The following is a 24,730-nucleotide window of genomic DNA, read 5'->3' as shown; positions in this document are numbered from 1 at the left end:
ATTGCGAGGAGCGACAGCGACGAAGCAATCCATCCTTCCGCATTTGCCGATCGATGGATTGCTTCGCTTTGCTCGCAATGACGGGGATAGAGCCGCGCGAAAACTGCTATGCCCGCTCTTCCCAGATCATCGCCAGATGCACGATGGTCTCCGCCGCCTTCTCCATATCTTGACGGCTCACCCACTCCAGCCGTGAATGGAAGGCGTGTTCGCCGGCAAAAATGTTGGGGCAGGGCAGGCCCATGAAGGACAGGCGTGAGCCGTCGGTGCCGCCGCGGATCGAGCTTCGCACCGGTGTCAGCCCGGCGCGCTTGATCGCCTCGATGGCGTACTCGACCGTCTCGGGGTGGCGGTCGATCACCTGTTTCATGTTGCGGTATTGCGGCTTGACCTCCATCCGGTAGGTCGAGCGCGGATAGTCCTTCATCACGTCTTTGACGATGTCTTCGAGCAGGGCCTCCTTTTGCTGCAGGCCCTCGTCGGTGAAATCGCGCACGATGAAGCCGATGGTGGCTTTCTCCAGCGCGCCCGAAATGCCGATCGGGTGCAGAAAGCCTTCTTTGCCTTCAGTCGTCTCGGGCGAGCAGGTATCCTTGGGTAGGCAGTCGATGATGGCCGCCGCGATCTTGATGGCGTGCTCCATCTTGCCTTTGGCAAAACCGGGATGGGTCGAGACGCCTTCGATGGTGATGGTGGCGCCGTCGGCTGAAAAGGTTTCGTCCTCGATATGCCCGGCGCTTTCGCCGTCCATGGTATAGGCGAAGTCGGCGCCGAGCTTTTTCAGGTCGACCTTGTCGACGCCGCGGCCGATCTCTTCATCCGGGGTGAACAGGATCTTGACCGTGCCGTGCTTGATTTGCGGATTTTCGATCAGGAACCGTGCCGCATCCATGATCTCGGCGAGACCGGCCTTGTTGTCGGCCCCGAGCAGCGTGGTGCCGTCGGTCGTGATGATGTCATGGCCGATCTGGCCGGCGAGGGCAGGATGGTCGGCAAAGCGGATCACCTGGGTGGGATCAGCCGGCAGCACGATGTCGCCGCCGCGATAATTCTTCACGATCTGCGGCTTGACGTTGGCCCCGGTGCAATCCGGGGAAGTGTCCATATGCGAGCAGAAGCAGATCACCGGGACCTTCTTCTCGGTAGTGGCCGGGATTGTCGCGTAGACATAGCCGTGCTCATCGAGATGGGCGTCGGTGACCCCCATCGCCTGCAGCTCTGACGCCAGCAGGCGGCCCAAATTCGTCTGCTTCTCGGTGGAAGGGCAGGTCGGCGAGGCCGGATCGGACTGGGTGTCGATCACGACATAGCGCAGGAGGCGCTCGGTGACATCGTGGGTGAACGCGAGGGGCGAGGCCAGCATGACGATCCGGAAAAGTTGAGCGAGGAAAGCGCTCTATAACAGAAAAGCGCCATTCCGGGTCCTCGCCGGAATGACGCTTCGGGTGCGATCGGTCTAGGGGAGCCTTGGTCAGACCGCTTCCTTGAGTTCCTTGGCCGCTCGGAACGCGACCTTCTTGCTGGCCTTGATCTGGATCGGCTGGCCAGTGGCGGGGTTGCGCCCGGTGCGGGCGGCGCGCTTGCGGACCTGGAGGATGCCGAGACCAACGATCCGGATCCGCTCGCCCTTTTTCAGGTGTTTTGTGATCTTGCCGACCATGTCGGTCAGGATCGCCTCGGCGGCTTTTTTCGACAGATCGTGTTCCTCGGCGAGAGCCGCTGCCAGATGCTTTAGTGTGATGGTGGCCGGAGCCGCCGCTTTCTTCGCCATGTCTGGCCCTCCTCGTTGGTTGAATGGCTTTGAGCGCGTTCGTTGGCACCGGTCCGCGCTGGGAAAATGCGTTCGTGGTGACTTGAAACCCGCGGTTCCGGTACAACCGGAGCGGGGAGGATTTCAAGAAACCCAGACGTAGCAGGCCTTAAACGATTCGGATAATCGCCGGCTGCGCTGTTTTACCTGAAAACAGGCCGTTATTTGCATCACAATCGCAGAAACGCCCTTCTGGCGCGGGGATTCGCAACGTCCTTGACTAAGCGGGAGCGGGCCTTTATGCCCTCGGTTCTGCGCGGGTCAGGATCTGATTACGGCATCCGCGGGAGTAGCTCAGTTGGTTAGAGCGCCGCCCTGTCACGGCGGAGGCCGCGGGTTCGAGTCCCGTCTCTCGCGCCATTTTCTCGATGGCTTGACGTTGATCTCCGAGACTGCCGCAAACAAAAAGGCCGCCCGAGGGCGGCCATTTTTATTCCAACGATATCGCTATCGTTTAACGGACCGTCGAGGTGTTCGAGCTGGTGACGACCACCGGCTTGCCCGCTTTTACGACCTGGGCAGTCTGGCTGTACTCAGAACCGGTCCGAGCCGAAATGCCGAAGGCCGCAACCGCGATACCGGCCACCAATGCGACAACCACGATCTTCAGGTGGGTACTGCGATCCGCCGAGTGAAAGGAGTGGTTCATGTGATGCCTCCCGGACGCCTTTGGCGTCCCGTGTTGGGAAGAGACGTACGCCCTGTCTGTTTCAGGATCGTTTCGCGGTTTCGGCAAAATGGTTTCATTCGGCTGGTTTTTGGCCGGCTTTTTGCCCATGCATCCGTGATGCAGGTCACATACAGCCTGCGTGCAGGATCAAACACGGCTCACACCGGAGTCGCGCCGGGTTCGAAACAGCAGTAAAAACAAAGGGAAGAGCCGGCGGCGAGCAGGTCGGATCAGCTCGCCCGCTGGATATCGCCGCGAATCGATCCGGCCGCCCAGATGAACAACAGGGCGCCCAAGGTGGTCGTGACCGCGGCCGACAGCAGCGAATACCGCACGGCCTCCGCGCCAAAATCGCTCTTGAGCGCGTCGTTGAGCATGCCGACGGCGAGCGGGCCGACGCCCTGGCCAAAGCAGGTCGCGGTCAACAGCACGATCGCCGACGCCAGCGCCGCATGCTCGACCTGGCGACGGTCTGCGCCACCGCAAAGATCGGCCCGAGATGGAAGCCGACCAAGAATGAGGTCAGCGCCAGCGCCGCGACCATGGTGGTGAAGTCAGGCGTCAGCATGCACAGCGCAAACACCGGGCCCGCAAGCCCCGACATGATCGCGGGCGCCCATAATTTCCAGCGGTCGTCTCGGCGGCTGACCAGCGCCACCACCAGACCGCCGACCAGCGTGCCCGCCATCCCGCTCAGGCCCTTGAAGGTGCCGGCATAGGTGCCGATCTCGGCGCTGGAGAGATGATGCACACGTGCCAGGAACGGCGGAATCCAGGCTGATGTGGCGTAATTGGTGTAGCTCGTCAGGCAAAACCCGATCAGCACGATGACAAAGGTCCGTTGCGAGGCGAGGAAGCCGAGCGTCGGCCCGATTGGCTCCGGCTTGAATGTTTCGGCCATCGCGCCGCGCTTTGGCTCGGAGATGGTCAGCCACAGCACGGCAGCGAGCGCGAGGCCGGGCAGGCCGGCGGTATAGAACGCCATGCGCCAGCCGTAGTGCTGGCTGACGTAGCCGCCGATGAAATAGCCGAGAAAGACGCCGAGATAGGTGCCGATGGCATAGATGCCGAGCGCGCGCGGGCGTTCGTTCTTGCTGAAGAGATCGGCGATGATCGACTGCGAGGCTGGCGTGCCGCCGGATTCGCCGATGCCGACACCGATCCGCGCGAGCGCCAGAGTGGCCACGCTTTGCGCCACGCCGCAAAACACCGTCATCGCGCTCCAGAACGCCAGCGCGATTGCAACGATGTTGCGACGGTTGAAGCGGTCGGCGATGCGCGCGATCGGGATGCCGAGCAGCGAATAGAACAGCACGAAGCCGAAGCCCGCCAGCAGCCCCATCGTGGTGTCGCTGAGCGCGAATTCCTTTTTGATCGGCTCGATCAGGACGTTGAAGATGGTGCGGTCGAGGAAGTTCAGCGCATAGATGACGGTCAACAGCGCGAGGACGTAATATCGCCGGAGCGAGGGCCTTGCGGTGGCTTCCACTTGAGCGGCCGCCTGCGGCGCGACATCAACCATGCTTCCCCCTGAATGTTCTTTTTTGCTGAACCTGCCGCTCACGCCTCGCGAATGAAATTGCCCGCCTCGAATTCGACCGGCACCGCAGTTGAATCGAAGGAGATGCCGATCGGATCGCGGCCGGCGGCGATCGCTGCGAGCTGATCGCTCAGCATCCGCCGGATCATCAGGATGCCGCGGTCGCTCTGGCCGAAATGCTCTTCCGAATGCAGCGTCACCTTGCCCTGGCCGACCTGCGCCTCGTAGTCGCCGGGGAATTGCTGGTGCTCCTGTTCGGTCATCTCCTGCCAGAATTTTCCGTTGAATTTCGAGCGCATCCTTCCGATATCGCCTGAATTCTTCACCCGGCCTGCGACGTAGATGCGGAAGGACGTATCGTCGATCGGCAGCGTCCAGCCGATCGATTCGACGCGGGCGAATTGCGCGACCCGCGGATTGGGCACGACGCGCAGCGTGGGGAGGGCGGCTTCGGTCACCCGATAAAACACCTTGCCGTCGTCCTGATGCCGGATCGAGCGCACGGTGACGCCGCGCGGCGACATCTCGAACTTCACCTGCGGCATCGAGGCCATCATGTCAGTGAATTGCGGGCCCGAGAACGATCCGTGCAGCACCGGCACATGGTATGGATCGACGACGTTCTCGAAATGCTGCAGCCAGTTGCAGGGGATGATGGCCGGACCGCCGCCGCCGATCGATGAATCGTCCGCCTCGACGAACTCGCCATCGTCCATGTTCTCCAGGCATTCGTAGCGCGGCAGCACCGGCTTTTTTTCGGTCGGGCCCAGATAGGCGAAGATCAGGCCGTAGCGCTCCTCGACCGGGTACCAGGGCTGCCGCACCTTGTCCTTGAACAGGCCACCCTCGGGCTCGCAGGGCTGTTCGAGGCAATGGCCCTCGGTGTCGAACTTCCAGCCGTGATAGCAGCAGCGGATGCCGTCTTCCTCGACCTTGCCGTAATAGAGCGTGGTGCCGCGATGGCAGCAGCGGGCGTGCAGCAGTCCGACACGGGCATGCCGGTCGCGAAACAGCACTAGGTCCTCGCCGAGCACGCGCACTTTTCTGGGGATATCGGTGGCGTCCGACACGAGCCCGATCGGGTGCCAGTAGCGCCGCAGCAATTCGCCCATCGGCGTGCCGCGGCCGACCGAGGTCAACTCGGTCCGGGTCGTCGACGGCTTCGTGGCGTAGCCAGTCCCGAGATCGCGATCCCGCTGCGTAATGGTCATGCCGTTTTTCCTCCCGCCGCGGCTTTGATGCCGCGGTCATTCGATTTGTTTTAGGAAGTAAAATGCAGATCGATGACAATGTCAACGATCTCGATAGAACTGTTCGATGACCCCATTCGATGGGCTTATCTGATGATCGTTCTCGATGGTCATTGGCACCGGCGCGCTTTGTTGGCAGAGGTTGCAAATGAGCCGGAAGCTGGAAAAGCAGACCGCGGCATCGCCTGCGGCCGCCGATGTCGCGGAATTGGCGCCGATCACCGCGATGATGTCGTCGCGGCTGATGGTGCTGGCCAATCTGCTCAAGCGCGGCGCGATCCTGCGCTATAAGCGGCTGGCGGGCTTGTCCTCGGTGGAGTTCGGCCTGGTGGCTTCGCTGGGGCGGCGGCCGCCGATGAGCGTTATCCGGCTTGCGGAGGCGGTCGGCATGGACAAGGGCCAGATCAGCCGGGCGCTGGCGGAACTGGTCGCGCGCAAGCTGGTCGCCAAGGCGGTCAACCCGCGCGACAACCGCGAGACGCTGGTTTGCCTGACCAAGGCGGGGCTGGCTGCCCATGATACAATTGTGGCAGGGGCGCAGGAGCGTAACCGGCGCCTGCTGGAACAGCTCGGCAAGGAAGAGCTGGCGGTGCTGCTCGACCAGATCGATCGCCTGACCGAGACGGCCGCCCAAATGCTCGCCGACGAAAAGGATTTGAAGTGAAAATTTGGGCACCATGCGGCTTGGCCCGCGTTGGTCGGCGAGGCAGGAACGCAACACTTTTTCGGGTTCTGCCGGCGCATCAAGGACGGACGGAGACGTGAAACCGGCTCGTCTTGCGCCCTCTGTTGCGCTGCGCTAAGCCAAGAATAATTCCAATCAACGAATCTGCGGCCAAATCCGCAGGAAAAGGCACCGCCGATGAACGGCATCCTGCAAGATTACCTGCCACTTGTCGTGTTTATCGGGGTGGCGAGCCTGATCGGTTTGGCACTCCTGATCGCCCCGTTCCTGGTCGCGTTCCAGCAGCCGGACCCGGAAAAGCTCTCCGCTTATGAATGCGGATTCAACGCATTCGACGACGCCCGCATGAAGTTCGACGTTCGCTTCTACCTGGTGGCGATCCTCTTCATCATCTTCGACCTCGAAGTGGCGTTCCTGTTCCCGTGGGCGGTTGCGTTCGGCAAGTTAGGGGCCACCGGCTTCTGGTCCATGATGGTGTTCCTCGCCGTCCTCACGGTCGGTTTTGCTTATGAGTGGAAGAAAGGCGCGCTCGAATGGGATTGAGCCCGACAGCTTTAGGCTCTTCGCCTGATATCGCGCAGGCGCCGAAGGGCATTCTCGATCCCTCGACCGGCAAGCCGGTCGGGGCCCAACGACCCGTTCTTCCTCGAGGTCAATCACGAGCTTTCCGACAAGGGTTTCTTCGTTGCCGCCGCCGACGATCTGATCACCTGGGCGCGCACCGGCTCGTTGATGTGGATGACGTTCGGCCTCGCCTGCTGCGCGGTCGAGATGATGCAGGTATCGATGCCGCGCTACGACGTCGAGCGCTTCGGCTTTGCGCCGCGCGCCTCGCCGCGCCAATCCGACGTGATGATCGTGGCGGGTACGCTGACCAACAAGATGGCGCCGGCGCTGCGCAAGGTCTACGACCAGATGCCCGAGCCGCGCTACGTGATCTCGATGGGGTCGTGCGCCAATGGCGGCGGCTACTATCATTATTCGTACTCGGTGGTACGCGGCTGCGACCGCATCGTGCCGATCGACATCTACGTGCCAGGATGCCCGCCCACGGCGGAAGCGCTGCTCTACGGCATATTGCTGTTGCAGAAGAAGATCCGGCGCATCGGGACCATCGAACGCTAAGGTTTTAGGTAATGGACGACGGCAAGCTCGACGCCCTTGGGCAGACGATTGTTAGCGCGCTTCCGGGCGCGGCCACTGCCCATGCGGTCGCGTTCAACCAGCTCACCGTCACGGTCGAGGCGAGCAAGATCGTCGATGTCGTCAAGTACCTGCGCGATGATCCCGCGCTGCGCTTCGTCAACTTCACCGACGTCACCGCGGTGGACTATCCCAGCCGCGAGAAGCGTTTCGATGTGGTCTATCATTTGCTGTCGCCGACGTTGAACGAGCGCATCCGCCTGCGAGCGGAAGCCGACGAGACCACGCAGGTACCGTCGATCATCGACGTGTTTCCCGGCGCCGACTGGTTCGAGCGCGAAACCTACGACCTCTACGGCGTGATCTTCACCGGCCACCCCGACATGCGGCGGCTGCTGACGGATTACGGCTTCGACGGCCATCCGCTGCGCAAGGATTTCCCGCTCACCGGATTCGTCGAGGTCCGCTACGACGACCAGGAGAAGCGGGTGCTTTATGAGCCGGTCCGCCTCAACCAGGAATTCCGCAAATTCGATTTCCTCTCGCCTTGGGAAGGCGCGGACTATCCGCTTCCGGGCGATGAGAAGGCTGAGCCGAAGGCCTGACCATGAACGAACAGCAGAACCTGCGTAACTTCACGATCAATTTTGGGCCGCAACATCCGGCCGCGCACGGCGTGCTGCGCCTTGTGCTGGAGCTGGACGGCGAGGTTGTCGAGCGTGTTGATCCGCATATCGGCTTGCTGCATCGCGGCACCGAGAAGCTGATCGAGCACAAGACCTACCTTCAGGCGATCCCCTATTTCGATCGGCTCGATTACGTCGCGCCGATGAACCAGGAGCACGCCTTCTGCCTCGCGGCGGAAAAGCTGCTCGGCATCACGGTGCCGCGCCGCGGCCAACTGATCCGCGTGCTCTACTGCGAGATCGGCCGCATCCTGTCGCATCTGCTCAACGTCACCACGCAGGCGATGGACGTCGGCGCGCTGACCCCGCCGCTGTGGGGTTTTGAAGAGCGCGAAAAGCTGATGCAATTTTACGAGCGCGCCTCCGGCTCCCGCATGCATGCGGCGTATTTCCGCGTCGGTGGCGTGCACCAGGATCTGCCGCAGAAACTGATCGATGATATCGACGCTTGGTGCGATCCGTTCCTGCAGGTCGTCGCCGACCTCGACACGCTGCTGACCGGCAACCGCATCTTCAAGCAGCGCAACGTCGATATCGGCGTGGTGTCGCTGCAGCAGGCCTGGGAGTGGGGCTTTTCGGGCGTGATGGTGCGCGGCTCCGGCGCGGCCTGGGACCTGCGCAAGGCGCAGCCCTACGAGTGCTACGCCGAGATGGATTTCGACATTCCGATCGGCAAGAACGGCGACTGCTACGATCGCTACCTGATCCGCATGGAAGAGATGCGCCAGTCGGTCCGCATCATGAGGCAGTGCATCGCGAAGCTGAACTCGCCTGACGGGCAGGGGCCTGTCGTCGTCGAGGACAACAAGATCGCACCACCGCGGCGCGGCGAGATGAAGCGTTCGATGGAAGCGCTGATCCATCACTTCAAGCTCTACACCGAAGGCGTGCACGTGCCCGCCGGCGAGGTCTATGCCGCGGTCGAGGCGCCGAAAGGCGAGTTCGGCGTCTACCTGGTCTCCGATGGCACCAACAAACCTTACAAGTGCAAGATCCGCGCACCGGGCTTTGCCCATCTGCAGGCGATGGACTTCATCTGCCGCGGTCATCTGCTCGCCGACGTCTCGGCCATTTTAGGTTCCCTCGACATCGTGTTCGGAGAGGTCGATCGGTGATGGCCCAGGCGCCCATCCAGTTTGACCGGGCTTCGGGCGTGCTCGAGGGCGCGAACGCATGGGAGCGTTTGGCTGCTGTAGCGCTGGCACTAGGGTCGAAGGTGGCGTCGAATTTTTCGCATCGCGGCTACAACCTCTGCGCCAATCTGTTGCGCACCACGCTGCCCGAGCGCGGCATCCAGATCAAACTCAATCCCGACGCCATCTTCGAATTTCCCTATGGCGACGGCTACTGGAGCAAGCTGCTCAACCGCACCTATAGCTACGAGGACGAGCTGGAGCTGCTGTTCAAGGACTCCGCCGACGTCGACTACACACTGCTCGATTGCGGCGCCAATTACGGCTACTGGTCGGTCCTGGTGTCGAGCAAACCCTTCGGTTCGCACAAGGCGATCGCGATCGAGCCCTCGGGGCAGAATTTCCCGAAGCTGGCCAACAACGCCAAAATCAACGGCAACCGTTTCGAGGTGATGAAAAGCGCGATCGGCGCCGCGCGCGGCACCGCGCGCCTGTCCGGCACCAAGCATGAGGCGTTCAGCATCGCCGGCGACCAGTCGGACGGCGAGGAAGTGCCGGTCATCGCGCTCGACAATCTGCTCGATGACGGCAAGGTCGCCGCGGATGGAAAATACCTGATCAAGCTCGACGTCGAAGGCGTCGAGATCGAGGCCATGAAGGGCGGCGCGCGGCTGATGCAGATCGACAGCGTCTTGCTGTGCGAGGAGCACGGCAACGATCCCGAGCACACCGTGTCGCGCTATATCCTCGAACAGACCCCGCTGAAGCTGATCGTCTACGATCCGCGCAGCCATCGCCTTGAAACCGTGACCGACCTTTCGATTCTGGATCGGATCAAGGTTTCAACCCATGTCGGCTACAACGTGTTCGGCACCGCAAGCGCCTTCTGGCTCGCCCGGATTGATGCGCTCAATGCGAAAGCTGCGCGCCGCGTGCAATGAGAGACTGAACGATGTCCGTCCGCCGCCTCGCCCCTAAAGAAGTGCAGCCCGCGAGCTTTGCGTTCACGGACGAGAATCTCGCCTGGGCCAAGGCGCAGATCGCAAAGTATCCGCCGGGCCGTCAGGCCTCCGCTGTGATCGCGATCCTGTGGCGCGCGCAGGAGCAGCATGAGGGGTGGGTCTCGGAAGCCGCGATCCGCGTGGTCGCCGACCTGCTCGACATGCCCTACATCCGCGTGCTGGAAGTGGCGACCTTCTACACTATGTTCCAGTTGCAGCCGGTCGGCAAGAAGGCCCATGTGCAGGTGTGCGGCACCACGCCGTGCCGCTTGCGCGGCGCCGGCGACCTGATCGAGGTGTGCCAAAGCCGCATCCATCACGAGCCCTTCCACCTGTCGAAGGACGGCAATTTCAGTTGGGAAGAGGTCGAGTGCCTGGGCGCCTGCGTGAACGCGCCGATGGTGCAGATCTGGAAGGACACCTACGAGGACCTGACCAAGGAAAGTTTCGGCAAGGTGCTGGACGGCTTTGCCTCGGGCAATCCGCCGAAGCCCGGACCGCAGATCGACCGTCAGTTCTCGGCGCCTGTGGGCGGGCCGACGACGCTGAAGGAACCTACATGAGGCGTGACGCTACATTGTCCGTAAACCGGCCGGAGAGGGGCCGCGTGATGGAGAAGTCACGCTGTGCCGGGGCTCGCCTGCGCGCAGTCCAATCGCTGATCTGAGGAAGCTTCAAGTCATGCTCGACGACAAGGATCGCATCTTCAAGAACCTTTATGGCCTCCACGATTGGGGGCTGGAGGGTGCGCGCCGCCGCGGCGCGTGGGACGGCACCAAGGCGATCGTCGACAAGGGCCGCGACTGGATCATCAACGAGATGAAGGCCTCCGGCCTGCGGGGGCGCGGCGGCGCGGGCTTTCCGACCGGCCTGAAATGGTCGTTCATGCCGAAGGAATCGACCGACGGCCGGCCGAGCTATCTCGTAGTCAACGCCGACGAATCCGAGCCCGGCACCTGCAAGGACCGCGAGATCATGCGGCACGACCCGCATCTCCTGGTCGAGGGCTGCCTGCTGGCGAGCTACGCGATGGGCGCGCATGCCTGCTACATCTATGTGCGCGGCGAGTTCATCCGCGAGCGGGAGCGCCTGCAGGCCGCGATCGACCAGGCCTATGACGCAAAACTGGTCGGCAAGGACAACATCAATGGCTGGCCGTTCGACGTCTATGTCGCGCATGGCGCCGGCGCCTATATCTGCGGCGAAGAGACGGCGCTGCTGGAAAGCCTGGAGGGCAAGAAGGGCCAGCCGCGGCTGAAGCCGCCATTCCCGGCCAATGTCGGTCTCTATGGCTGCCCGACCACCGTCAACAACGTCGAGTCCATCGCGGTTGCGCCCGACATCCTCAGGCGCGGCGCGGCGTGGTTCGCGGCCATCGGCCGGCCCAACAATGTCGGCACAAAGCTGTTCTGCGTCTCCGGTCATGTCGAGCGGCCCTGCAACGTCGAAGAGGAGATGGGGATTCCGTTCCGTGAGCTGATCGAGCGCCATTGCGGCGGCATTCGCGGCGGCTGGGACAATCTGAAAGCCGTGATCCCCGGCGGCTCGTCGGTGCGCATGGTGCCGGCCGAGCAGATCATCGACACGCCGATGGATTTTGACAGCCTAAGCAAGCTGCGCTCCGGCCTCGGCACCGCGGCCGTGATCGTGATGGACAAGTCGACGGACCTGATCCGGGCGATCGCGCGCATCTCCTATTTCTACAAGCACGAGAGCTGCGGCCAGTGCACGCCATGCCGCGAAGGCACAGGCTGGATGTGGCGCGTCTTGACGCGGATGGCCGAGGGCCGCGCCCATAAGCGCGAGATCGACATGCTGCTGGAGGTTACAAAACAGGTCGAAGGCCATACCATTTGCGCGCTCGGCGACGCTGCCGCCTGGCCGATCCAGGGCCTGATCGCGCATTTCCGCCACGAGATCGAGGCGCGCATCGACCAGTATTCGCATAAGGCCGACATCGACGATGCCGGCGTGCGCGATCCCGAGAATCTGGTCGCGGCGGAGTGATGCCGATGTCGCAACCGAGCTTCTGGTGGCAGAGATACGGGACGCTGGCGCAAATGGCGCAGGCGGCCGTGGCGCTGCTCGGCTTTGTTGCGATCCTGTTCCAGATCAACGAAATCCGCACCAACAACCGCGCCGCGAGTGCGCGGCAGGCATATCTGGGGCTACACCGATCTGGCGTTCAAGAATCCGAAATTTGCGCAGCCGGACTACGAGAAGATCAAGGCCGCCGGCGGCGATGAGCAGGTTCAGTATGAAAGCTTCATCACGTACTTCCTCTATGCCTGCGAGGAAGCGATCGGCGCGTTCTCCGGAAAGCGCGAGTGGCTGGCGTCCTGCGATTACGACCTGAAGCCGCATCTGCCGTTCCTGTGCGAGAAGAATGCGGCGCAGCCGGCCTATCTCGCCACCTATGGCGCCGAGACCCAGAAATGGATCAAGACGGCGCTGAAGACCGCCAGCGTTACACCGCCAGACTGCAAGCTGGGAAAGACTTGAGACAGCAATGACCAAACTCATCATCGACGGCAAAGAGATCGATGTGCCTGCGGAGTACACCCTGTTGCAGGCGTGCGAGGCCGCGGGCGCCGAAATCCCGCGCTTCTGCTACCACGAGCGGCTGTCGATCGCCGGCAATTGCCGAATGTGCCTCGTCGAGATAAAGGGCGGCCCGAAGCCGGTCGCAAGCTGCGCCTGGGGCGTGCGCGATTGCCGGCCCGGCCCCAAGGGCGAGCCGCCGGAGATTTCCACGCGTTCGCCGATGGTCAGGAAGGCACGCGAAGGCGTGATGGAATTCTTGCTGATCAACCACCCGCTGGATTGCCCGATCTGCGACCAGGGTGGTGAGTGCGATCTGCAGGACCAGGCGATGGGCTATGGCGTCGACACCTCGCGCTTTGCCGAGAACAAGCGCGCGGTCGAGGACAAATATCTGGGCGCGCTGGTCAAGACCTCGATGAACCGCTGCATCCAGTGCACGCGCTGTGTCCGCTTCTCCGCCGAAGTCTGCGGCACGCCGGAAATGGGTGCCACCGGGCGCGGCGAGGACATGGAGATCACGACCTATCTGGAGCAGGCGCTGACTTCCGAGCTGCAGGGCAACCTCGTCGATATCTGTCCCGTGGGCGCGCTGACCTCGAAGCCGTATGCTTTCGCCGCGCGTCCGTGGGAGCTCGGCAAGACGCAGTCGGTGGACGTCATGGATGGCGTAGGTTCCGCGATCCGCGTCGATACCCGTGGCCGCGAGGTGATGCGGATCCTGCCGCGCATCAACGAGGCGGTGAACGAGGAATGGATTTCCGACAAGACCCGTCACGTCGTCGACGGCCTGCGTACGCAGCGGCTCGACCGGCCCTACGTCCGCGAGAACGGCAAGCTTCGCGCCGCGTCGTGGCAGGAGGCCTTCGCGGCGGTCGCTGCCAAGGTCAGGATGAGCGACGGCAAGCGGATGGGAGCCATCGCCGGTGACCTCGCTGCGGTCGAGGAGATGTTCGCGTTCAAGGATCTGTTGGGCCGATACGGCTCCAGCAATCTGGCGGTGCAGGGCGGCGACGCCTTCGACCCCAAGGCGGGACGGGCAACCTACATCTTCAATCCGACCATTGTGGGCATCGAGCAGGCCGACGCGCTCCTGATCATCGGCTCCAATCCGCGCAAGGAAGCTGCCGTCCTCAACGCGCGGATCCGCAAGCGCTGGCGCACGGGTCAGCTCAAGGTCGCTCTCGTCGGCGCCAAGGCCGATCTGACCTACGACTACGACTATCTCGGCGCGGGCACGGGTACGCTTGGTGAACTCGCCAGCGGCAAGCATTCCTTCGTCGAGGTGCTGAAGGGCGCCAAGAACCCGATCGTGCTGGTCGGCGCCGGTTCGCTGGCGCGCCATGACGGGGCGGCGGTGCTTTCGCTGGCGGCCAAGGTCGCGGCAGGCACGGGCGCGCTCAAGGACGGCTGGAACGGCTTTGCCGTTTTGCAGGATACCGCCTCGCGCGCGGGCGCGCTCGATATCGGCTTTGCGGCAGGCGCAGGTGGCCTCAACCTGGCGCAGATGACGACGTTCGGCACGCTCGACGTGCTCTTTCTGTTGGGAGCGGATGAGGTTAAGGTGCCGGACGGCACGTTCGTGGTCTATATCGGCACCCATGGCGACCGCGGCGCGCACCGCGCCGACGTCATCCTGCCGGGCGCAGCCTATACCGAAAAGTCCGGCCTCTACGTCAACACCGAGGGCAGGGCGCAGATCGCCAGCCGCGCGGCGTTTCCGCCCGGAGAGGCGCGCGAGGACTGGGCGATCGTCCGCGCGTTGTCGGACGTGCTCGGCAAGAAGCTGCCCTATGACTCGCTGCAGGCGCTGCGCCAGACGCTGTTCAAGGCCTTCCCGCATCTGATGCGGATCGACCAGAACGAGCCCGGCAAGGCAGGTGACGTCAAGGCGCTCGCAGGCAAGAAGGGCGGCAAGGTCGACAAGACCCCGTTCAAGAGTTCGGTCGAGGATTTCTATCTGACCAACCCCATCGCGCGGGCCTCGGCGGTGATGGCGGAATGTTCCCGGCTGGCGTCCGGGAAAATGCTGACGGCAGCGGAGTGAGCGTGATCTGATGGCTGAATTCTTCGCAAGCTCGTTCTGGACCGGCTTCCTCTGGCCGCTGATCATCATGGTCGCGCAGAGCCTGCTGCTGCTCGTCGTGCTGCTGATCGCGATCGCCTACATCCTGCTCGCCGACCGCAAGATCTGGGCGGCGGTGCAAATCCGCCGCGGCCCCAACGTAGTAGGTCCCTGGGGCTTGCTGCAATCCTTCGCGGACCTTTTGAAGTTCGTGCTGAAGGAGCCGATCATCCCGTCCGGCTCCAACAAGGGTGTGTTTCTGCTGGCACCGCTGGTGTCCTGCGTGCTGGCGCTGGCCGCCTGGGCCGTCATTCCGATGGATGCCGGCTGGGTGATCGCCAATATCAACGTCGGCGTTCTCTACATCTTCGCGATCTCGTCGCTGTCGATCTACGGCATCATCATGGCCGGCTGGTCGTCGAACTCGAAATACCCGTTCCTGGCGGCGCTTCGCTCCGCGGCGCAGATGGTCTCCTACGAGGTCTCGATCGGCTTCGTCATCATCACGGTTTTGTTGTGCGCCGGCTCGCTCAACCTTTCGGCGGTGGTGGAAGCGCAGAATGCCCGTGGCTTCGCCAGCCTGATCGGGCTGCCGCAGCTCACCATCCTGAACTGGTACGTGTGGCCGCTGTTCCCGATGTTCGTGGTGTTCTACGTCTCGGCGCTGGCCGAGACCAACCGTCCGCCGTTCGATCTGGTGGAAGCGGAGTCCGAACTGGTGGCCGGCTTCATGGTCGAATACGGCTCGACGCCGTATCTGTTGTTCATGCTCGGCGAATATGTCGCGATCACCACGATGTGCGCGCTGGCGACGATCATGTTCCTCGGCGGCTGGCTGCCGCCGGTGGCGCTGCCGCCGTTCACCTGGATCCCGGGTGTAGTCTGGTTTGCGCTGAAACTGTTCTTCATGTTCTTCCTGTTCGCTATGGCGAAGGCGATCGTGCCGCGCTACCGCTACGATCAACTGATGCGGCTCGGCTGGAAGGTGTTTTTGCCGCTGTCGCTGGCGATGGTGGTGATTGTGGCCGCGGTGCTGCAGTTCGCCGGCATTGCGCCGAAGTGAGGCCATCATGAGTGTCAACGTCAACGCAACAGCTCGCGCGCTTCTCTTGAGCGAATTCGTATCGGCGTTCTTTCTCGCCATGCGCTATTTCTTCAAGCCGAAGCCGACGATCAACTATCCGTTCGAGAAGAACCCGATCTCGCCGCGCTTCCGCGGCGAACATGCGCTGCGCCGCTATCCGAACGGCGAAGAGCGCTGTATCGCCTGCAAGCTGTGCGAGGCGATCTGCCCAGCGCAGGCGATCACGATCGAGGCGGGCCCGCGCCGCAACGACGGCACCCGGCGCACCGTGCGCTACGACATCGACATGGTGAAATGCATCTATTGCGGCCTGTGCCAGGAAGCCTGCCCGGTCGATGCCATCGTCGAGGGACCGAATTTCGAATTCGCGACCGAGACCCGCGAGGAACTCTACTATGACAAGGCGAAACTGCTCGCCAATGGCGACCGCTGGGAGCGCGAGATTGCGAAAGCCATCGAACTCGACGCGCCGTACCGGTGAGGTGAGGATATGATCCTTCCCGCACTGTTCTTCTACCTCTTCGCCGGCGTCTGCGTGGCCTCGGCTGTGATGGTGATTGTCTCGCGCAATCCCGTGCACTCGGTGCTGTATCTGATCCTGGCCTTCGTCAATGCGTCCGGCCTGTTCGTGCTGATGGGCGCCGAATTCCTCGGCATGATGCTGATCGTGGTCTATGTCGGCGCGGTCGCGGTGCTGTTCCTGTTCGTGATCATGATGCTCGACGTCGATTTCACCGAGCTGCGTGAGGGCTTCATCGAATATCTGCCGATCGGTCTGGTGATCGGCGGCATCTTCCTCGCCGAATTGCTTTTGGTTGCCGGCGGCTGGGTCATGAGTCCCGGCACGACGAAATCGATTACGGCTGCGATTCCGGCCAATGTCAGCAACACCGAGGCGCTCGGGCTGGTGCTCTATACGAAGTACATCCATTACTTCCAGATCGCCGGCATGGTGCTTCTGGTCGCGATGATCGGCGCCATCGTGCTGACGCTGCGCCACAAGGCGAAGGTCAAGCGGCAGGACATCAACGTGCAGAACGCGCGGACGCCGGAGCTCGCGATGGCCGTGCGCAAGGTGGCGTCGGGGCAGGGGCTGCAGGATTCGGACGCGGCGGAGTGGGTGAAATGACGATCGGTCTGGGCCACTATCTCGCGGTCGCCGCCACCCTGTTCACGATCGGGATCCTTGGCATCTTCTTGAACCGCAAGAACATCATCGTCATCCTGATGTCGATCGAGCTGATCCTGCTCGCCGTCAACATCAACCTGGTGGCGTTCTCGACCTTCCTCGGCGACATCGTAGGCCAGGTGTTCGCGCTCCTGGTGCTGACGGTTGCAGCCGCTGAAGCCGCGATCGGTCTTGCGGTGCTGGTGGTCTATTTCCGCAACCGCGGTTCCATTGCGGTTGAAGACGTCAATCTGATGAAGGGCTAGGGCGCGGCTATGGTTCAGGCAATCGTCTTTCTGCCGCTGCTGGGCGCCATTCTGGCCGGCCTGATCGCGATCTTCGGGGCGCATGCACGCAACCCGAGCGGCGATGAGGTCAAGCATCACGACCACGGCCATGGCGATCAAGGCCTTGGCGATCACGCGCACGCCGCGGAGGCCCATGACGATCATGGTCACGGCGATCATCACGTCGCCGAGCCGCCAGCTCAGGGCTCGCGCGCGGCCGAACTGATCACGACGGGACTTCTGTTCGTGTCCGCCGCGCTCTCCTGGGTGACGCTGGTCGATGTCGGCTTCATGCACCATGACGCCCGGATCGCGCTGTTTCCCTGGATTAATTCCGGCGATCTGCAGGTGTCGTGGGCGCTGCGCGTCGACACGCTGACCGCCGTGATGCTGGTGGTGGTCAACACCGTCTCCTCGCTCGTGCACCTCTATTCCATCGGCTACATGGACGAGGATCCGCACCGGCCGCGCTTCTTCGCCTATCTCTCGCTGTTCACCTTCGCGATGCTGATGCTGGTGACCGCGGACAACCTGGTCCAGCTTTTCTTCGGCTGGGAGGGCGTCGGTCTGGCGAGCTACCTCCTGATCGGCTTCTGGTACCAAAAACCGTCGGCGAATGCGGCGGCGATCAAGGCCTTCGTGGTCAACCGTGTCGGCGACTTCGGCTTTGCGCTCGGCATCTTCGCCGTCTTCATGCTGCTCAATACCACCGATTTCGAGACCATCTTTGCCGGCGCGCAGGGACTCTCGGGCAAGACCATCGACTTCTTCGGCTGGCATGCCGATGCGCTGACGTTGATCTGCCTGTTGCTGTTCATGGGCGCGATGGGCAAGTCAGCCCAGTTCCTGCTGCACACCTGGCTGCCGGACGCGATGGAAGGCCCGACCCCGGTCTCGGCGCTGATCCACGCCGCGACCATGGTGACGGCGGGCGTGTTCATGGTGGCGCGGCTGTCGCCGCTGTTCGAACTCGCGCCCAACGCGCAGGCCGTGGTGATGTTCTTCGGCGCCACCACCGCGTTCTTCGCTGCAACCGTCGGCCTCGTCCAGAACGACATCAAGCGCATCGTCGCCTATTCGACCTGCTCGCAGCTTGGCTACATGTTCGTGGCGATGGGGGCGGGGGCCTATTCGGTCGGCATGTTCCATCTGTTCACGCACGCCTTCTTCAAGGCGCTGCTGTTCCTGGGGTCAGGCTCGGTGATCTACGCGATGCATCACGAGCAGGACATCCGCAACATGGGCGGGCTGAAGGACAAGATCCCCTACACCTACAGCGTGATGGTGATCGGCACGCTGGCGCTGACCGGCTTCCCGCTCACCGCCGGTTATTTCTCGAAGGACGCGATCATCGAGTCGGCCTACGTCGCGCATAATCCGTTCGCGTTCTACGGCTTTGCGATGACGGTGGTCGCGGCCGGCCTGACCTCGTTCTATTCGTGGCGGCTGATCTTCAAGACGTTCCACGGCGAGCCGCACGACCAGCAGCATTACGAGGCCGCCCACGAGTCGCCGCTGTGGATGCTGGTCCCGATCGGCCTTCTCGCCGCCGGATCGATCCTGGCCGGCTTCCCGTTCAAGGAAGTGTTTGCGGGCCACGGCGTGGAAGAGTTCTTCCGCGATTCGCTCAAGATGCACCCGCACATCATCGACGAGATGCACCACATTTCGCCGGTCATCGCCTTCCTGCCGACGGTGATGATGGTGCTGGGCTTCCTGGTGTCGTGGCTGTTCTACATCCGGCGGCCGTATCTGCCGGTCGAACTCGCCGGTCAGCACCAGATGCTCTACCACTTCCTGCTCAACAAATGGTACTTCGACGAGCTCTATGAAATCATCTTCGTTCGCCCGGCGAAGCGGCTCGGCCGCTTCCTGTGGAAGAAGGGCGACGGTTTCGTCATCGACGGCTTCGGCCCGGATGGTGTCTCGGCGCGCGTGCTCGACGTCACCCGCAATGTGGTGAAGATCCAGACCGGCTACCTCTATCACTATGCTTTTGCGATGCTGATCGGTGTCGCGGGGCTGATCACCTGGTTCATGTTCGGCTTGGGAGGCCAGTAATGACAACCTGGCCGATTCTTTCCGTCGTCACCTTCCTGCCGGTGCTCGGCGCGCTGGTAGTCTATCTCAGCCGTGGCGACGACGAAGCCGCGCGGCGCAACGCGCGCTGGATCGCGCTGTGGACCACGCTGGTCACCTTCGCGGTGTCGCTGATTCTGGTCTGGCGCTTCGATGCCGCAAGTGCGGACTTCCAGTTCGTCGAAAAAGCGAACTGGCTCGCCAGCGGCATTAGCTATCACATGGGGGTCGATGGCATCTCGCTGCCGTTCGTGATTCTGACCACGGCGCTGATGCCGCTCTGCATCATCGCGAGCTGGAAATCCGTCACCAATCGCGTGCGCGAATACATGATGGCGTTCCTGTTCCTGGAAACGCTGATGGTCGGCACCTTTTCGGCGCTCGACCTCGTGCTGTTCTATCTGTTCTTCGAAGGCGGCCTGATCCCGATGTTCCTGATCATCGGCGTCTGGGGCGGTCCGCGCCGGGTCTACGCGTCGTTCAAGTTCTTCCTCTACACGCTGCTCGGCTCGGTCCTGATGCTGCTCGCGATCATGGCGCTGTACTGGAATGCCGGCACCACCGACATCCCGACCCTGATGCAAACCGCCGTGCCGCGCAGCTTGCAGACCTGGGCGTGGCTGGCATTCTTTGCCTCGTTTGCGGTGAAGATGCCGATGTGGCCGGTGCACACCTGGTTGCCCGACGCGCACGTCGAGGCGCCGACGGCAGGCTCGGTGATCCTGGCCGCGATCCTGTTGAAGATGGGCGGCTACGGCTTCCTGCGCTTCTCGCTGCCGATGTTCCCCCTGGCGTCGCATGATTTTGCGCCGCTGATCTTCTCGCTGTCGGTGATCGCCATCGTCTACACCTCGCTGGTGGCGTTGATGCAGGAAGACATCAAGAAGCTGATCGCCTATTCGTCGGTGGCCCATATGGGCTTCGTCACCATGGGCATCTTCGCCGCGACCACGCAAGGCGTCGCCGGCGGCGTGTTCCAGATGGTGTCGCACGGCATCGTCTCCGGCGCGCTGTTCCTGTGCGTCGGCATCGTCTACGACCGCATGCATACCCGCGAGATCGTGGCCTATGGAGGCCTCGTCAACCGGATGCCGCTCTACGCACTGGTGTTCATGGTGTTCACCATGGCCAATGTCGGACTGCCCGGCACGAGCGGCTTCGTCGGCGAGTTCATGACGCTGCTCGGCACCTTTAAGGTCTCGATCCCGACCGCAACCTTTGCCACCCTCGGCGTCATCCTGTCGGCGGGCTATGCGCTGTGGCTCTATCGCAAGGTCGTGTTCGGCGCGCTGACCAAGCCGTCGCTCGCCAGCATCAAGGACCTGACGCCCCGCGAAAGCCTGACGCTGTTCCCGCTGGTGGCGCTGACCATCCTGTTCGGTGTCTATCCGAAGCCGGTGCTCGACATGTCGGCGGCCTCGGTCCAGCAACTCGTCAACAACTACAACGCCGCCGTGACTGCCGTGAAGGCAGCCGCGCTGGTCGCGCAATAACGTAGCGTTTTCAGGCGAAGTGGAAGCCGGTTCGCATGAAGAAGACGCGCCAAGGATAAGAACGTCATGAGCTTTTCGAGTGCAGGTTATCAGTTGCTGCCGGTATTGCCGGAGCTGGTGCTCGCCGTCGGCGCCATGGCGCTGTTGATGCTCGGCGCGTACCGCAGCGAGGGGACCACGAAAATCGTCACCAGCCTCGCGGTCGTGCTGCTCGTCGTCACCGGCGCGCTGGAGCTGATGCTGCCGGCCGGCAAGCTCACGACCTTCGGCGGCAGCTTCGTCGTCGACGACTTTGCCCGCTTCCTGAAGATCCTTGCGATCATCGGCTCGGCGGTGACGCTGATCCTGTCGACGGAATTTCTGTCCGATCCGTCGCGGCGCATTTTCGAATATTCGATCCTGGTGCTGCTCTCCACGCTCGGCATGATGGTGCTGATCTCGGCCGCCGATCTGATCATGCTCTATCTCGGGCTCGAGCTGATGTCGCTCGCGCTCTACGTGGTCGCGGCAAGCAACCGCGATAACGCCAAGTCCACCGAGGCCGGGCTGAAGTATTTCGTGCTCGGCGCGCTGTCCTCGGGCATGCTGCTCTACGGCGCTTCGCTGATCTACGGTTTCACCGGCACGGTCGATTTTGCGGGCATCGCGGCGGCGGTGAAGACCGGCAGCGTCGGCATCGTGTTCGGCCTCGTGTTCCTGCTGGCCGGGCTCTGCTTCAAGGTATCCGCGGTGCCGTTCCATATGTGGACGCCTGACGTCTATGAGGGGGCGCCGACGCCGGTCACGGCGTTCTTTGCTTCGGCGCCGAAGGTCGCAGCGCTTGCGGTGTTCACCCGCGTGACGCTGACCGCCTTCCCGGGCATCGTGCCGCAATGGCAGCAGATCCTCGTGTTCGTCGCGATTGCCTCGATGGCGCTGGGCTCGTTCGCCGCGATCGGGCAGAGGAACATCAAGCGCCTGATGGCCTATTCGTCGATTGGTCATATGGGGTTTGCGCTGGTCGGGCTTGCGTCCGGCACCGTGGAGGGCGCGCAGGGCGTGCTGGTCTACATCGCAATCTACGTCGCGATGACGCTCGGCTCCTTCGCCGTCATCCTGACCATGAAGCGCAACGGGCAGGCGGTCGAGCAGATCAGCGATTTCGCAGGGCTGTCGCGCACCAATCCGATGCTGGCGTTCTTCTTTGCGATGCTGCTGTTCTCGCTGGCCGGCATTCCGCCGCTCGCGGGCTTCTTCGCCAAATGGTACGTGTTCGTGGCCGCGATCAAGGCGGGCCTGTTCACGCTCGCCGTCATCGGCGTGCTGACCAGCGTGGTGGGCGCGTTCTACTATCTCACCATCATCAAGCTGATGTATTTCGACGAGCCGGCCGGCGAGGTCGAGCCGATGCGCATCGAATTGCGCACGGTGCTGGCGGTTGCCGGTATCTTCAACATCTTCTTCTTCGTCTATCCGGGGCCGCTGGTCAGCGTAGCCACGGCGGCGGCGAAGTCGCTGTTCTAGCGTGCATGATCCCAGAAGGCGGGTCCCGGATTTCGGAGAAGGTCATGCGCAGAAACTGGAAATGACTTTCTCGCTCGGTCCCAAAGCTATATCGGCGGGCTACCGTCTCGCCGCTTTCGACCAGATCGGTTCGACCAACGCCGAAGCCATGGCGCGCGCCCGCAGCGGCGAAGTTGGGCCGATGTGGTTCGTGACAACGGAGCAGACCGCGGGGCGCGGCCGCCGGCAGCGCGCCTGGAGCGCACCGCGCGGCAACCTCGCCAGCAGCATTCTGGAAGTCATGGATGTGTCGCCGGCGGTGGCGGCGACGCTGGGCTTTGCCGCCGGGCTGTCGCTGGAACGCGCGCTGCAGAAACTCAGCATCGAAGCCAATATGCGCCGGGCCGGCGCGGATCCCCTGAAGTTCGCCTTGAAATGGCCGAACGACGTGCTGGCGGAGCGGCAGAAGCTCGCCGGCATCCTGCTGGAGGCCGAAGCCGTGGCGGGCAACCGTCTCGCCGTGGTGGTCGGCATCGGCACCAACGTCATTGCCGCGCCCGAAGGCACGCCGACGCCGGCGACCTCGCTCGCCGCGCTCGGCGTTCATGTCGGCGCGGAGGAGCTTTTCACGGCGCTGTCGGACGCCTGGGTTGAATTCCGCGGCATCTGGGACAACGGTCGCGGCTTTACCGACATTCGGAAAGCCTGGCTGGAGCGTGCCTTCGGTCTCGGCGAGCGGGTCGCGATCAACACGGGAGCCGCGACCGTCGAAGGCACGTTCGACACCATCGACGAGAGCGGCTGCCTGATCGTTCGCAACGCCGAGGGTAAGCGCACGGCCATCACGGCTGGCGAAGTCTATTTCGGCGCAGCGGCGTCGGTGGGAGCTGCCTGATGGCGCGGCCGGATGAACTGACCTTTGCGCCGCTTGGCGGTGTCGGCGAGATCGGCATGAACCTGTCGATCTACGGGCTCGGCAACCGCCACCAGCGGTCCTGGCTCGCGGTCGATCTCGGCGTCTCCTTCGGCGACGAGGAGCATCTGCCGGGCATCGACTTGATCATGCCCGATATCCGCTTCCTGGAGAAAGAGCGCAACAACCTGATGGGCCTGGTGCTGACGCACGCCCATGAGGATCATTTCGGCGCCATTATAGACCTCTGGCCGAAGTTGCAATGCAAGGTCTATGCGACCAAGTTCAGCGCTGCGCTGTTCGAGGCCAAATGCGCCGCCGAGCGCAACCCGCCGAAAATCCCGGTGACGGTGGTGCCGTCGGGCGGTCGCGTCGAGATCGGGCCGTTCACCGTTGAGTTCATTCCGGTCGCGCATTCGATTCCGGAATCGCACGCGCTGGCAATCCACACTTCCGTCGGCACCGTCCTCCACACCGGCGACTGGAAGATCGATCCGACCCCGATCATCGGTCTGCCGACCGACGAACGCCGCCTGCGCGAGCTTGGCGATGAGGGCGTGCTGGCGCTGGTCGGCGATTCCACCAATGCGGTGCGAGACGGGCGCTCGCCCTCGGAAACCGAGGTCGCCGCCACCATCAAGAAGCTGGTCGGCGCGGCCAAGGGCCGGGTCGCCGTCACCACCTTTGCGTCCAACGTCGCGCGGGTGAAGGCGGTGGCCGACGCCGCCAAGGCCGCCGACCGCGAGGTGGTCGTGGTCGGCCGCGCCATGGAGCGCGTGGTGCAGGTCGCCCGCGAGACCGGCTATCTCGATGGCGTGCAGAATTTTCGCGGCGCCGACTATTACGGCCATTTCCCGCCGGACAAGGTGCTGGCGCTCTGCACCGGCAGCCAGGGCGAGCCGCGCGCCGCGCTGGCCCGCATCGCCAACAACGACCACCCGCAGGTGACGCTGAACAAGGGCGACAGCGTGATCTTTTCCTCGCGCACTATTCCCGGCAACGAGAAGGCGGTCGGCTCCATCATCAACGGGCTGATAGTTCAGGGCATCGAAGTCATCACCGACCGCAACGATCTCGTCCATGTCTCCGGCCATCCGCGCCGCGACGAGCTGCGCGACATGATCTCATGGGTGCGCCCGCAGATACTGATTCCCGTCCATGGTGAGGCGCTGCATCTGTCGGAGCACGCGAAGCTCGCCCGCGCGGCGGGCGTGCCGAAGGTAATGACCTGCCGCAATGGCGATCTGGTCAAGCTCGGGCCCGGCGAGCCCGGCATCATCGACGAATTGCCGTCGGGGCGGCTCTACAAGGACGGCGTGATCCTGGAGGACTCCAAATCCCGCGCTGTGGTCGAACGGCGCCGGATGGGCTTTGCCGGTTGCGCCTTTGTCGCGATCGCCATGACCGAACAGGGTGAGCTGGCCGAAGATCCCGAGGTTGATCTCGTCGGCATCCCCGAGAAGAATACCGCCGGCGAGCTGATCGACGAGATCGTGTTCGACCTGGTGGTCTCGACCGTTGAAGGCCTGCCGCGGGCGCGGCGCCGCGACGCGGACGCCACGGCGGAATCGGTGCGGCGCGCGGTCCGCGCGGTCATTGCCGAGAATTGGGGTAAGAAGCCGATTTGCCTTGTTCACGTTCTAACGGTTTGAGGTAAAAGACCTTTCGGGCGGACACTAGTCCTCGCCGGGAGCGCTAGA

Annotated in this window: 22 protein-coding genes, 1 tRNA gene and 2 pseudogenes; 20 read left to right on the top strand and 5 right to left on the bottom strand. The window is 63.1% G+C overall.

All coding sequences use genetic code 11. From position 1 onward, the window contains the following. Nucleotides 1-106: 106 nt before the first annotated feature. The gene (gene pepT, locus V1273_RS19795) at nucleotides 107-1,363 is read right to left on the bottom strand and encodes a peptidase T (protein ID WP_334410623.1); all 1,257 of its coding nucleotides are present in this window, start codon (nucleotides 1,361-1,363) and stop codon (nucleotides 107-109) included. A gap of 108 nt (nucleotides 1,364-1,471) precedes the next feature. Beyond that, nucleotides 1,472-1,771, bottom strand: coding sequence for an HU family DNA-binding protein (locus V1273_RS19790; RefSeq protein ID WP_334410622.1), 300 nt, complete (start codon nucleotides 1,769-1,771; stop codon nucleotides 1,472-1,474). 322 nt (nucleotides 1,772-2,093) lie between these two features. Here V1273_RS19790 and V1273_RS19785 point away from each other — a divergent pair. Next, nucleotides 2,094-2,170: transfer RNA gene (locus tag V1273_RS19785), tRNA-Asp, on the top strand. Nucleotides 2,171-2,264: 94 nt separating this feature from the next. On the opposite strand, the gene V1273_RS19780 is transcribed toward V1273_RS19785, so the two are convergent. The 3 genes and pseudogenes from V1273_RS19780 to V1273_RS19770 all read right to left on the bottom strand — a co-directional run bounded on the left by V1273_RS19780 (nucleotide 2,265) and on the right by V1273_RS19770 (nucleotide 5,231). Then, nucleotides 2,265-2,459 carry a hypothetical protein gene (locus V1273_RS19780; RefSeq protein ID WP_028345774.1) on the bottom strand — a complete coding sequence of 65 codons (195 nt, stop codon included), beginning with the start codon at nucleotides 2,457-2,459 and terminating at the stop codon, nucleotides 2,265-2,267. Between the two features lie 251 nt (nucleotides 2,460-2,710). Continuing rightward, a pseudogene (locus V1273_RS19775) lies at nucleotides 2,711-4,002 on the bottom strand (spinster family MFS transporter). Between the two features lie 38 nt (nucleotides 4,003-4,040). After that, on the bottom strand, nucleotides 4,041-5,231 hold the full coding sequence (locus V1273_RS19770; protein ID WP_334410621.1) for an aromatic ring-hydroxylating dioxygenase subunit alpha: 1,191 nt from the start codon (nucleotides 5,229-5,231) through the stop codon (nucleotides 4,041-4,043). Between the two features lie 187 nt (nucleotides 5,232-5,418). Here V1273_RS19770 and V1273_RS19765 point away from each other — a divergent pair, with 187 nt between their 5' ends. The 19 genes and pseudogenes from V1273_RS19765 to V1273_RS19675 all read left to right on the top strand — a co-directional run bounded on the left by V1273_RS19765 (nucleotide 5,419) and on the right by V1273_RS19675 (nucleotide 24,682). Then, nucleotides 5,419-5,934 (top strand): MarR family winged helix-turn-helix transcriptional regulator, encoded by a 516-nt coding sequence (locus V1273_RS19765; RefSeq protein WP_334410620.1) that lies wholly within the window; start codon nucleotides 5,419-5,421, stop codon nucleotides 5,932-5,934. A 198-nt stretch (nucleotides 5,935-6,132) separates the two neighbouring features. Then, nucleotides 6,133-6,498: an NADH-quinone oxidoreductase subunit A gene (locus V1273_RS19760; protein WP_028345777.1), complete on the top strand. Its 366-nt coding sequence runs from the start codon at nucleotides 6,133-6,135 to the stop codon at nucleotides 6,496-6,498. After that, nucleotides 6,489-7,080: pseudogene (locus V1273_RS19755) on the top strand (NuoB/complex I 20 kDa subunit family protein). Before V1273_RS19760 ends, V1273_RS19755 begins: the two are co-directional and overlap by 10 nt. An 11-nt stretch (nucleotides 7,081-7,091) precedes the next feature. Continuing rightward, complete coding sequence (locus V1273_RS19750) at nucleotides 7,092-7,703, top strand: NADH-quinone oxidoreductase subunit C (protein ID WP_334410619.1); 612 nt, start codon at nucleotides 7,092-7,094, stop codon at nucleotides 7,701-7,703. 2 nt (nucleotides 7,704-7,705) lie between these two features. Next, nucleotides 7,706-8,899 carry an NADH-quinone oxidoreductase subunit D gene (locus V1273_RS19745; protein ID WP_334410618.1) on the top strand — a complete coding sequence of 398 codons (1,194 nt, stop codon included), beginning with the start codon at nucleotides 7,706-7,708 and terminating at the stop codon, nucleotides 8,897-8,899. Then, a complete protein-coding gene (locus V1273_RS19740; protein ID WP_334410616.1) occupies nucleotides 8,899-9,858 on the top strand; it encodes an FkbM family methyltransferase in 960 nt (319 codons plus the stop codon). Before V1273_RS19745 ends, V1273_RS19740 begins: the two co-directional genes overlap by 1 nt. 11 nt (nucleotides 9,859-9,869) lie before the next feature. Next, nucleotides 9,870-10,481 (top strand): NADH-quinone oxidoreductase subunit NuoE, encoded by a 612-nt coding sequence (gene nuoE, locus V1273_RS19735; RefSeq protein WP_334410615.1) that lies wholly within the window; start codon nucleotides 9,870-9,872, stop codon nucleotides 10,479-10,481. Between the two features lie 118 nt (nucleotides 10,482-10,599). Beyond that, a complete protein-coding gene (gene nuoF / locus V1273_RS19730; protein WP_334362988.1) occupies nucleotides 10,600-11,925 on the top strand; it encodes an NADH-quinone oxidoreductase subunit NuoF in 1,326 nt (441 codons plus the stop codon). Between the two features lie 138 nt (nucleotides 11,926-12,063). Beyond that, nucleotides 12,064-12,420 (top strand): hypothetical protein, encoded by a 357-nt coding sequence (locus V1273_RS19725; RefSeq protein ID WP_334410614.1) that lies wholly within the window; start codon nucleotides 12,064-12,066, stop codon nucleotides 12,418-12,420. Nucleotides 12,421-12,427: 7 nt separating this feature from the next. After that, nucleotides 12,428-14,506 carry an NADH-quinone oxidoreductase subunit NuoG gene (gene nuoG / locus V1273_RS19720; RefSeq protein WP_334410613.1) on the top strand — a complete coding sequence of 693 codons (2,079 nt, stop codon included), beginning with the start codon at nucleotides 12,428-12,430 and terminating at the stop codon, nucleotides 14,504-14,506. Between the two features lie 10 nt (nucleotides 14,507-14,516). Next, nucleotides 14,517-15,587 (top strand): NADH-quinone oxidoreductase subunit NuoH, encoded by a 1,071-nt coding sequence (gene nuoH, locus V1273_RS19715; protein ID WP_334362985.1) that lies wholly within the window; start codon nucleotides 14,517-14,519, stop codon nucleotides 15,585-15,587. A 7-nt stretch (nucleotides 15,588-15,594) separates the two neighbouring features. Next, on the top strand, nucleotides 15,595-16,089 hold the full coding sequence (gene nuoI, locus V1273_RS19710) for an NADH-quinone oxidoreductase subunit NuoI (RefSeq protein WP_028345787.1): 495 nt from the start codon (nucleotides 15,595-15,597) through the stop codon (nucleotides 16,087-16,089). Between the two features lie 9 nt (nucleotides 16,090-16,098). After that, complete coding sequence (locus tag V1273_RS19705; RefSeq protein ID WP_334362983.1) at nucleotides 16,099-16,737, top strand: NADH-quinone oxidoreductase subunit J; 639 nt, start codon at nucleotides 16,099-16,101, stop codon at nucleotides 16,735-16,737. Continuing rightward, a complete protein-coding gene (nuoK, locus tag V1273_RS19700) occupies nucleotides 16,734-17,042 on the top strand; it encodes an NADH-quinone oxidoreductase subunit NuoK (RefSeq protein ID WP_028345789.1) in 309 nt (102 codons plus the stop codon). The genes V1273_RS19705 and nuoK overlap by 4 nt, the downstream gene beginning before the upstream one ends. Nucleotides 17,043-17,051: 9 nt before the next feature. Next, the gene (gene nuoL, locus V1273_RS19695) at nucleotides 17,052-19,124 is read left to right on the top strand and encodes an NADH-quinone oxidoreductase subunit L (RefSeq protein ID WP_334410612.1); all 2,073 of its coding nucleotides are present in this window, start codon (nucleotides 17,052-17,054) and stop codon (nucleotides 19,122-19,124) included. Beyond that, nucleotides 19,124-20,635, top strand: coding sequence for an NADH-quinone oxidoreductase subunit M (locus tag V1273_RS19690; protein ID WP_334362981.1), 1,512 nt, complete (start codon nucleotides 19,124-19,126; stop codon nucleotides 20,633-20,635). Before nuoL ends, V1273_RS19690 begins: the two co-directional genes overlap by 1 nt. Nucleotides 20,636-20,701: 66 nt before the next feature. Further along, nucleotides 20,702-22,138, top strand: a complete 1,437-nt coding sequence (gene nuoN, locus V1273_RS19685) for an NADH-quinone oxidoreductase subunit NuoN (RefSeq protein WP_334410611.1) — start codon at nucleotides 20,702-20,704, stop codon at nucleotides 22,136-22,138. Between the two features lie 61 nt (nucleotides 22,139-22,199). Beyond that, entirely contained in the window at nucleotides 22,200-23,012 is an 813-nt protein-coding gene (locus V1273_RS19680) for a biotin--[acetyl-CoA-carboxylase] ligase (protein ID WP_334410610.1), read from the top strand. After that, nucleotides 23,012-24,682, top strand: a complete 1,671-nt coding sequence (locus V1273_RS19675; protein ID WP_334410608.1) for a ribonuclease J — start codon at nucleotides 23,012-23,014, stop codon at nucleotides 24,680-24,682. Before V1273_RS19680 ends, V1273_RS19675 begins: the two co-directional genes overlap by 1 nt. The last annotated feature ends 48 nt before the right edge of the window (nucleotides 24,683-24,730 follow it).

This window comes from Bradyrhizobium sp. AZCC 1721, assembly GCF_036924715.1.
Lineage (GTDB): Bacteria > Pseudomonadota > Alphaproteobacteria > Rhizobiales > Xanthobacteraceae > Bradyrhizobium.
The sequence above is the reverse complement of the archived record's forward strand: the minus strand, read 5'-3'. Positions and strand labels throughout refer to the sequence as shown.

Coding starts and splice junctions, on each gene's coding strand:
- V1273_RS19790 (WP_334410622.1), bottom strand. CDS start 1,771: ATGGCGAAGAAAGCGGCGGCTCCGGCCACCATCACACTAAAGCATCTG.
- V1273_RS19740 (WP_334410616.1), top strand. CDS start 8,899: ATGGCCCAGGCGCCCATCCAGTTTGACCGGGCTTCGGGCGTGCTCGAG.
- V1273_RS19680 (WP_334410610.1), top strand. CDS start 22,200: ATGACTTTCTCGCTCGGTCCCAAAGCTATATCGGCGGGCTACCGTCTC.
- V1273_RS19675 (WP_334410608.1), top strand. CDS start 23,012: ATGGCGCGGCCGGATGAACTGACCTTTGCGCCGCTTGGCGGTGTCGGC.
- pepT (WP_334410623.1), bottom strand. CDS start 1,363: ATGCTGGCCTCGCCCCTCGCGTTCACCCACGATGTCACCGAGCGCCTC.
- V1273_RS19780 (WP_028345774.1), bottom strand. CDS start 2,459: ATGAACCACTCCTTTCACTCGGCGGATCGCAGTACCCACCTGAAGATC.
- nuoK (WP_028345789.1), top strand. CDS start 16,734: ATGACGATCGGTCTGGGCCACTATCTCGCGGTCGCCGCCACCCTGTTC.
- V1273_RS19770 (WP_334410621.1), bottom strand. CDS start 5,231: ATGACCATTACGCAGCGGGATCGCGATCTCGGGACTGGCTACGCCACG.
- V1273_RS19745 (WP_334410618.1), top strand. CDS start 7,706: ATGAACGAACAGCAGAACCTGCGTAACTTCACGATCAATTTTGGGCCG.
- nuoG (WP_334410613.1), top strand. CDS start 12,428: ATGACCAAACTCATCATCGACGGCAAAGAGATCGATGTGCCTGCGGAG.
- nuoH (WP_334362985.1), top strand. CDS start 14,517: ATGGCTGAATTCTTCGCAAGCTCGTTCTGGACCGGCTTCCTCTGGCCG.
- nuoL (WP_334410612.1), top strand. CDS start 17,052: ATGGTTCAGGCAATCGTCTTTCTGCCGCTGCTGGGCGCCATTCTGGCC.
- V1273_RS19765 (WP_334410620.1), top strand. CDS start 5,419: ATGAGCCGGAAGCTGGAAAAGCAGACCGCGGCATCGCCTGCGGCCGCC.
- V1273_RS19760 (WP_028345777.1), top strand. CDS start 6,133: ATGAACGGCATCCTGCAAGATTACCTGCCACTTGTCGTGTTTATCGGG.
- V1273_RS19690 (WP_334362981.1), top strand. CDS start 19,124: ATGACAACCTGGCCGATTCTTTCCGTCGTCACCTTCCTGCCGGTGCTC.
- nuoN (WP_334410611.1), top strand. CDS start 20,702: ATGAGCTTTTCGAGTGCAGGTTATCAGTTGCTGCCGGTATTGCCGGAG.
- nuoE (WP_334410615.1), top strand. CDS start 9,870: ATGTCCGTCCGCCGCCTCGCCCCTAAAGAAGTGCAGCCCGCGAGCTTT.
- V1273_RS19705 (WP_334362983.1), top strand. CDS start 16,099: ATGATCCTTCCCGCACTGTTCTTCTACCTCTTCGCCGGCGTCTGCGTG.
- nuoI (WP_028345787.1), top strand. CDS start 15,595: ATGAGTGTCAACGTCAACGCAACAGCTCGCGCGCTTCTCTTGAGCGAA.
- nuoF (WP_334362988.1), top strand. CDS start 10,600: ATGCTCGACGACAAGGATCGCATCTTCAAGAACCTTTATGGCCTCCAC.
- V1273_RS19750 (WP_334410619.1), top strand. CDS start 7,092: ATGGACGACGGCAAGCTCGACGCCCTTGGGCAGACGATTGTTAGCGCG.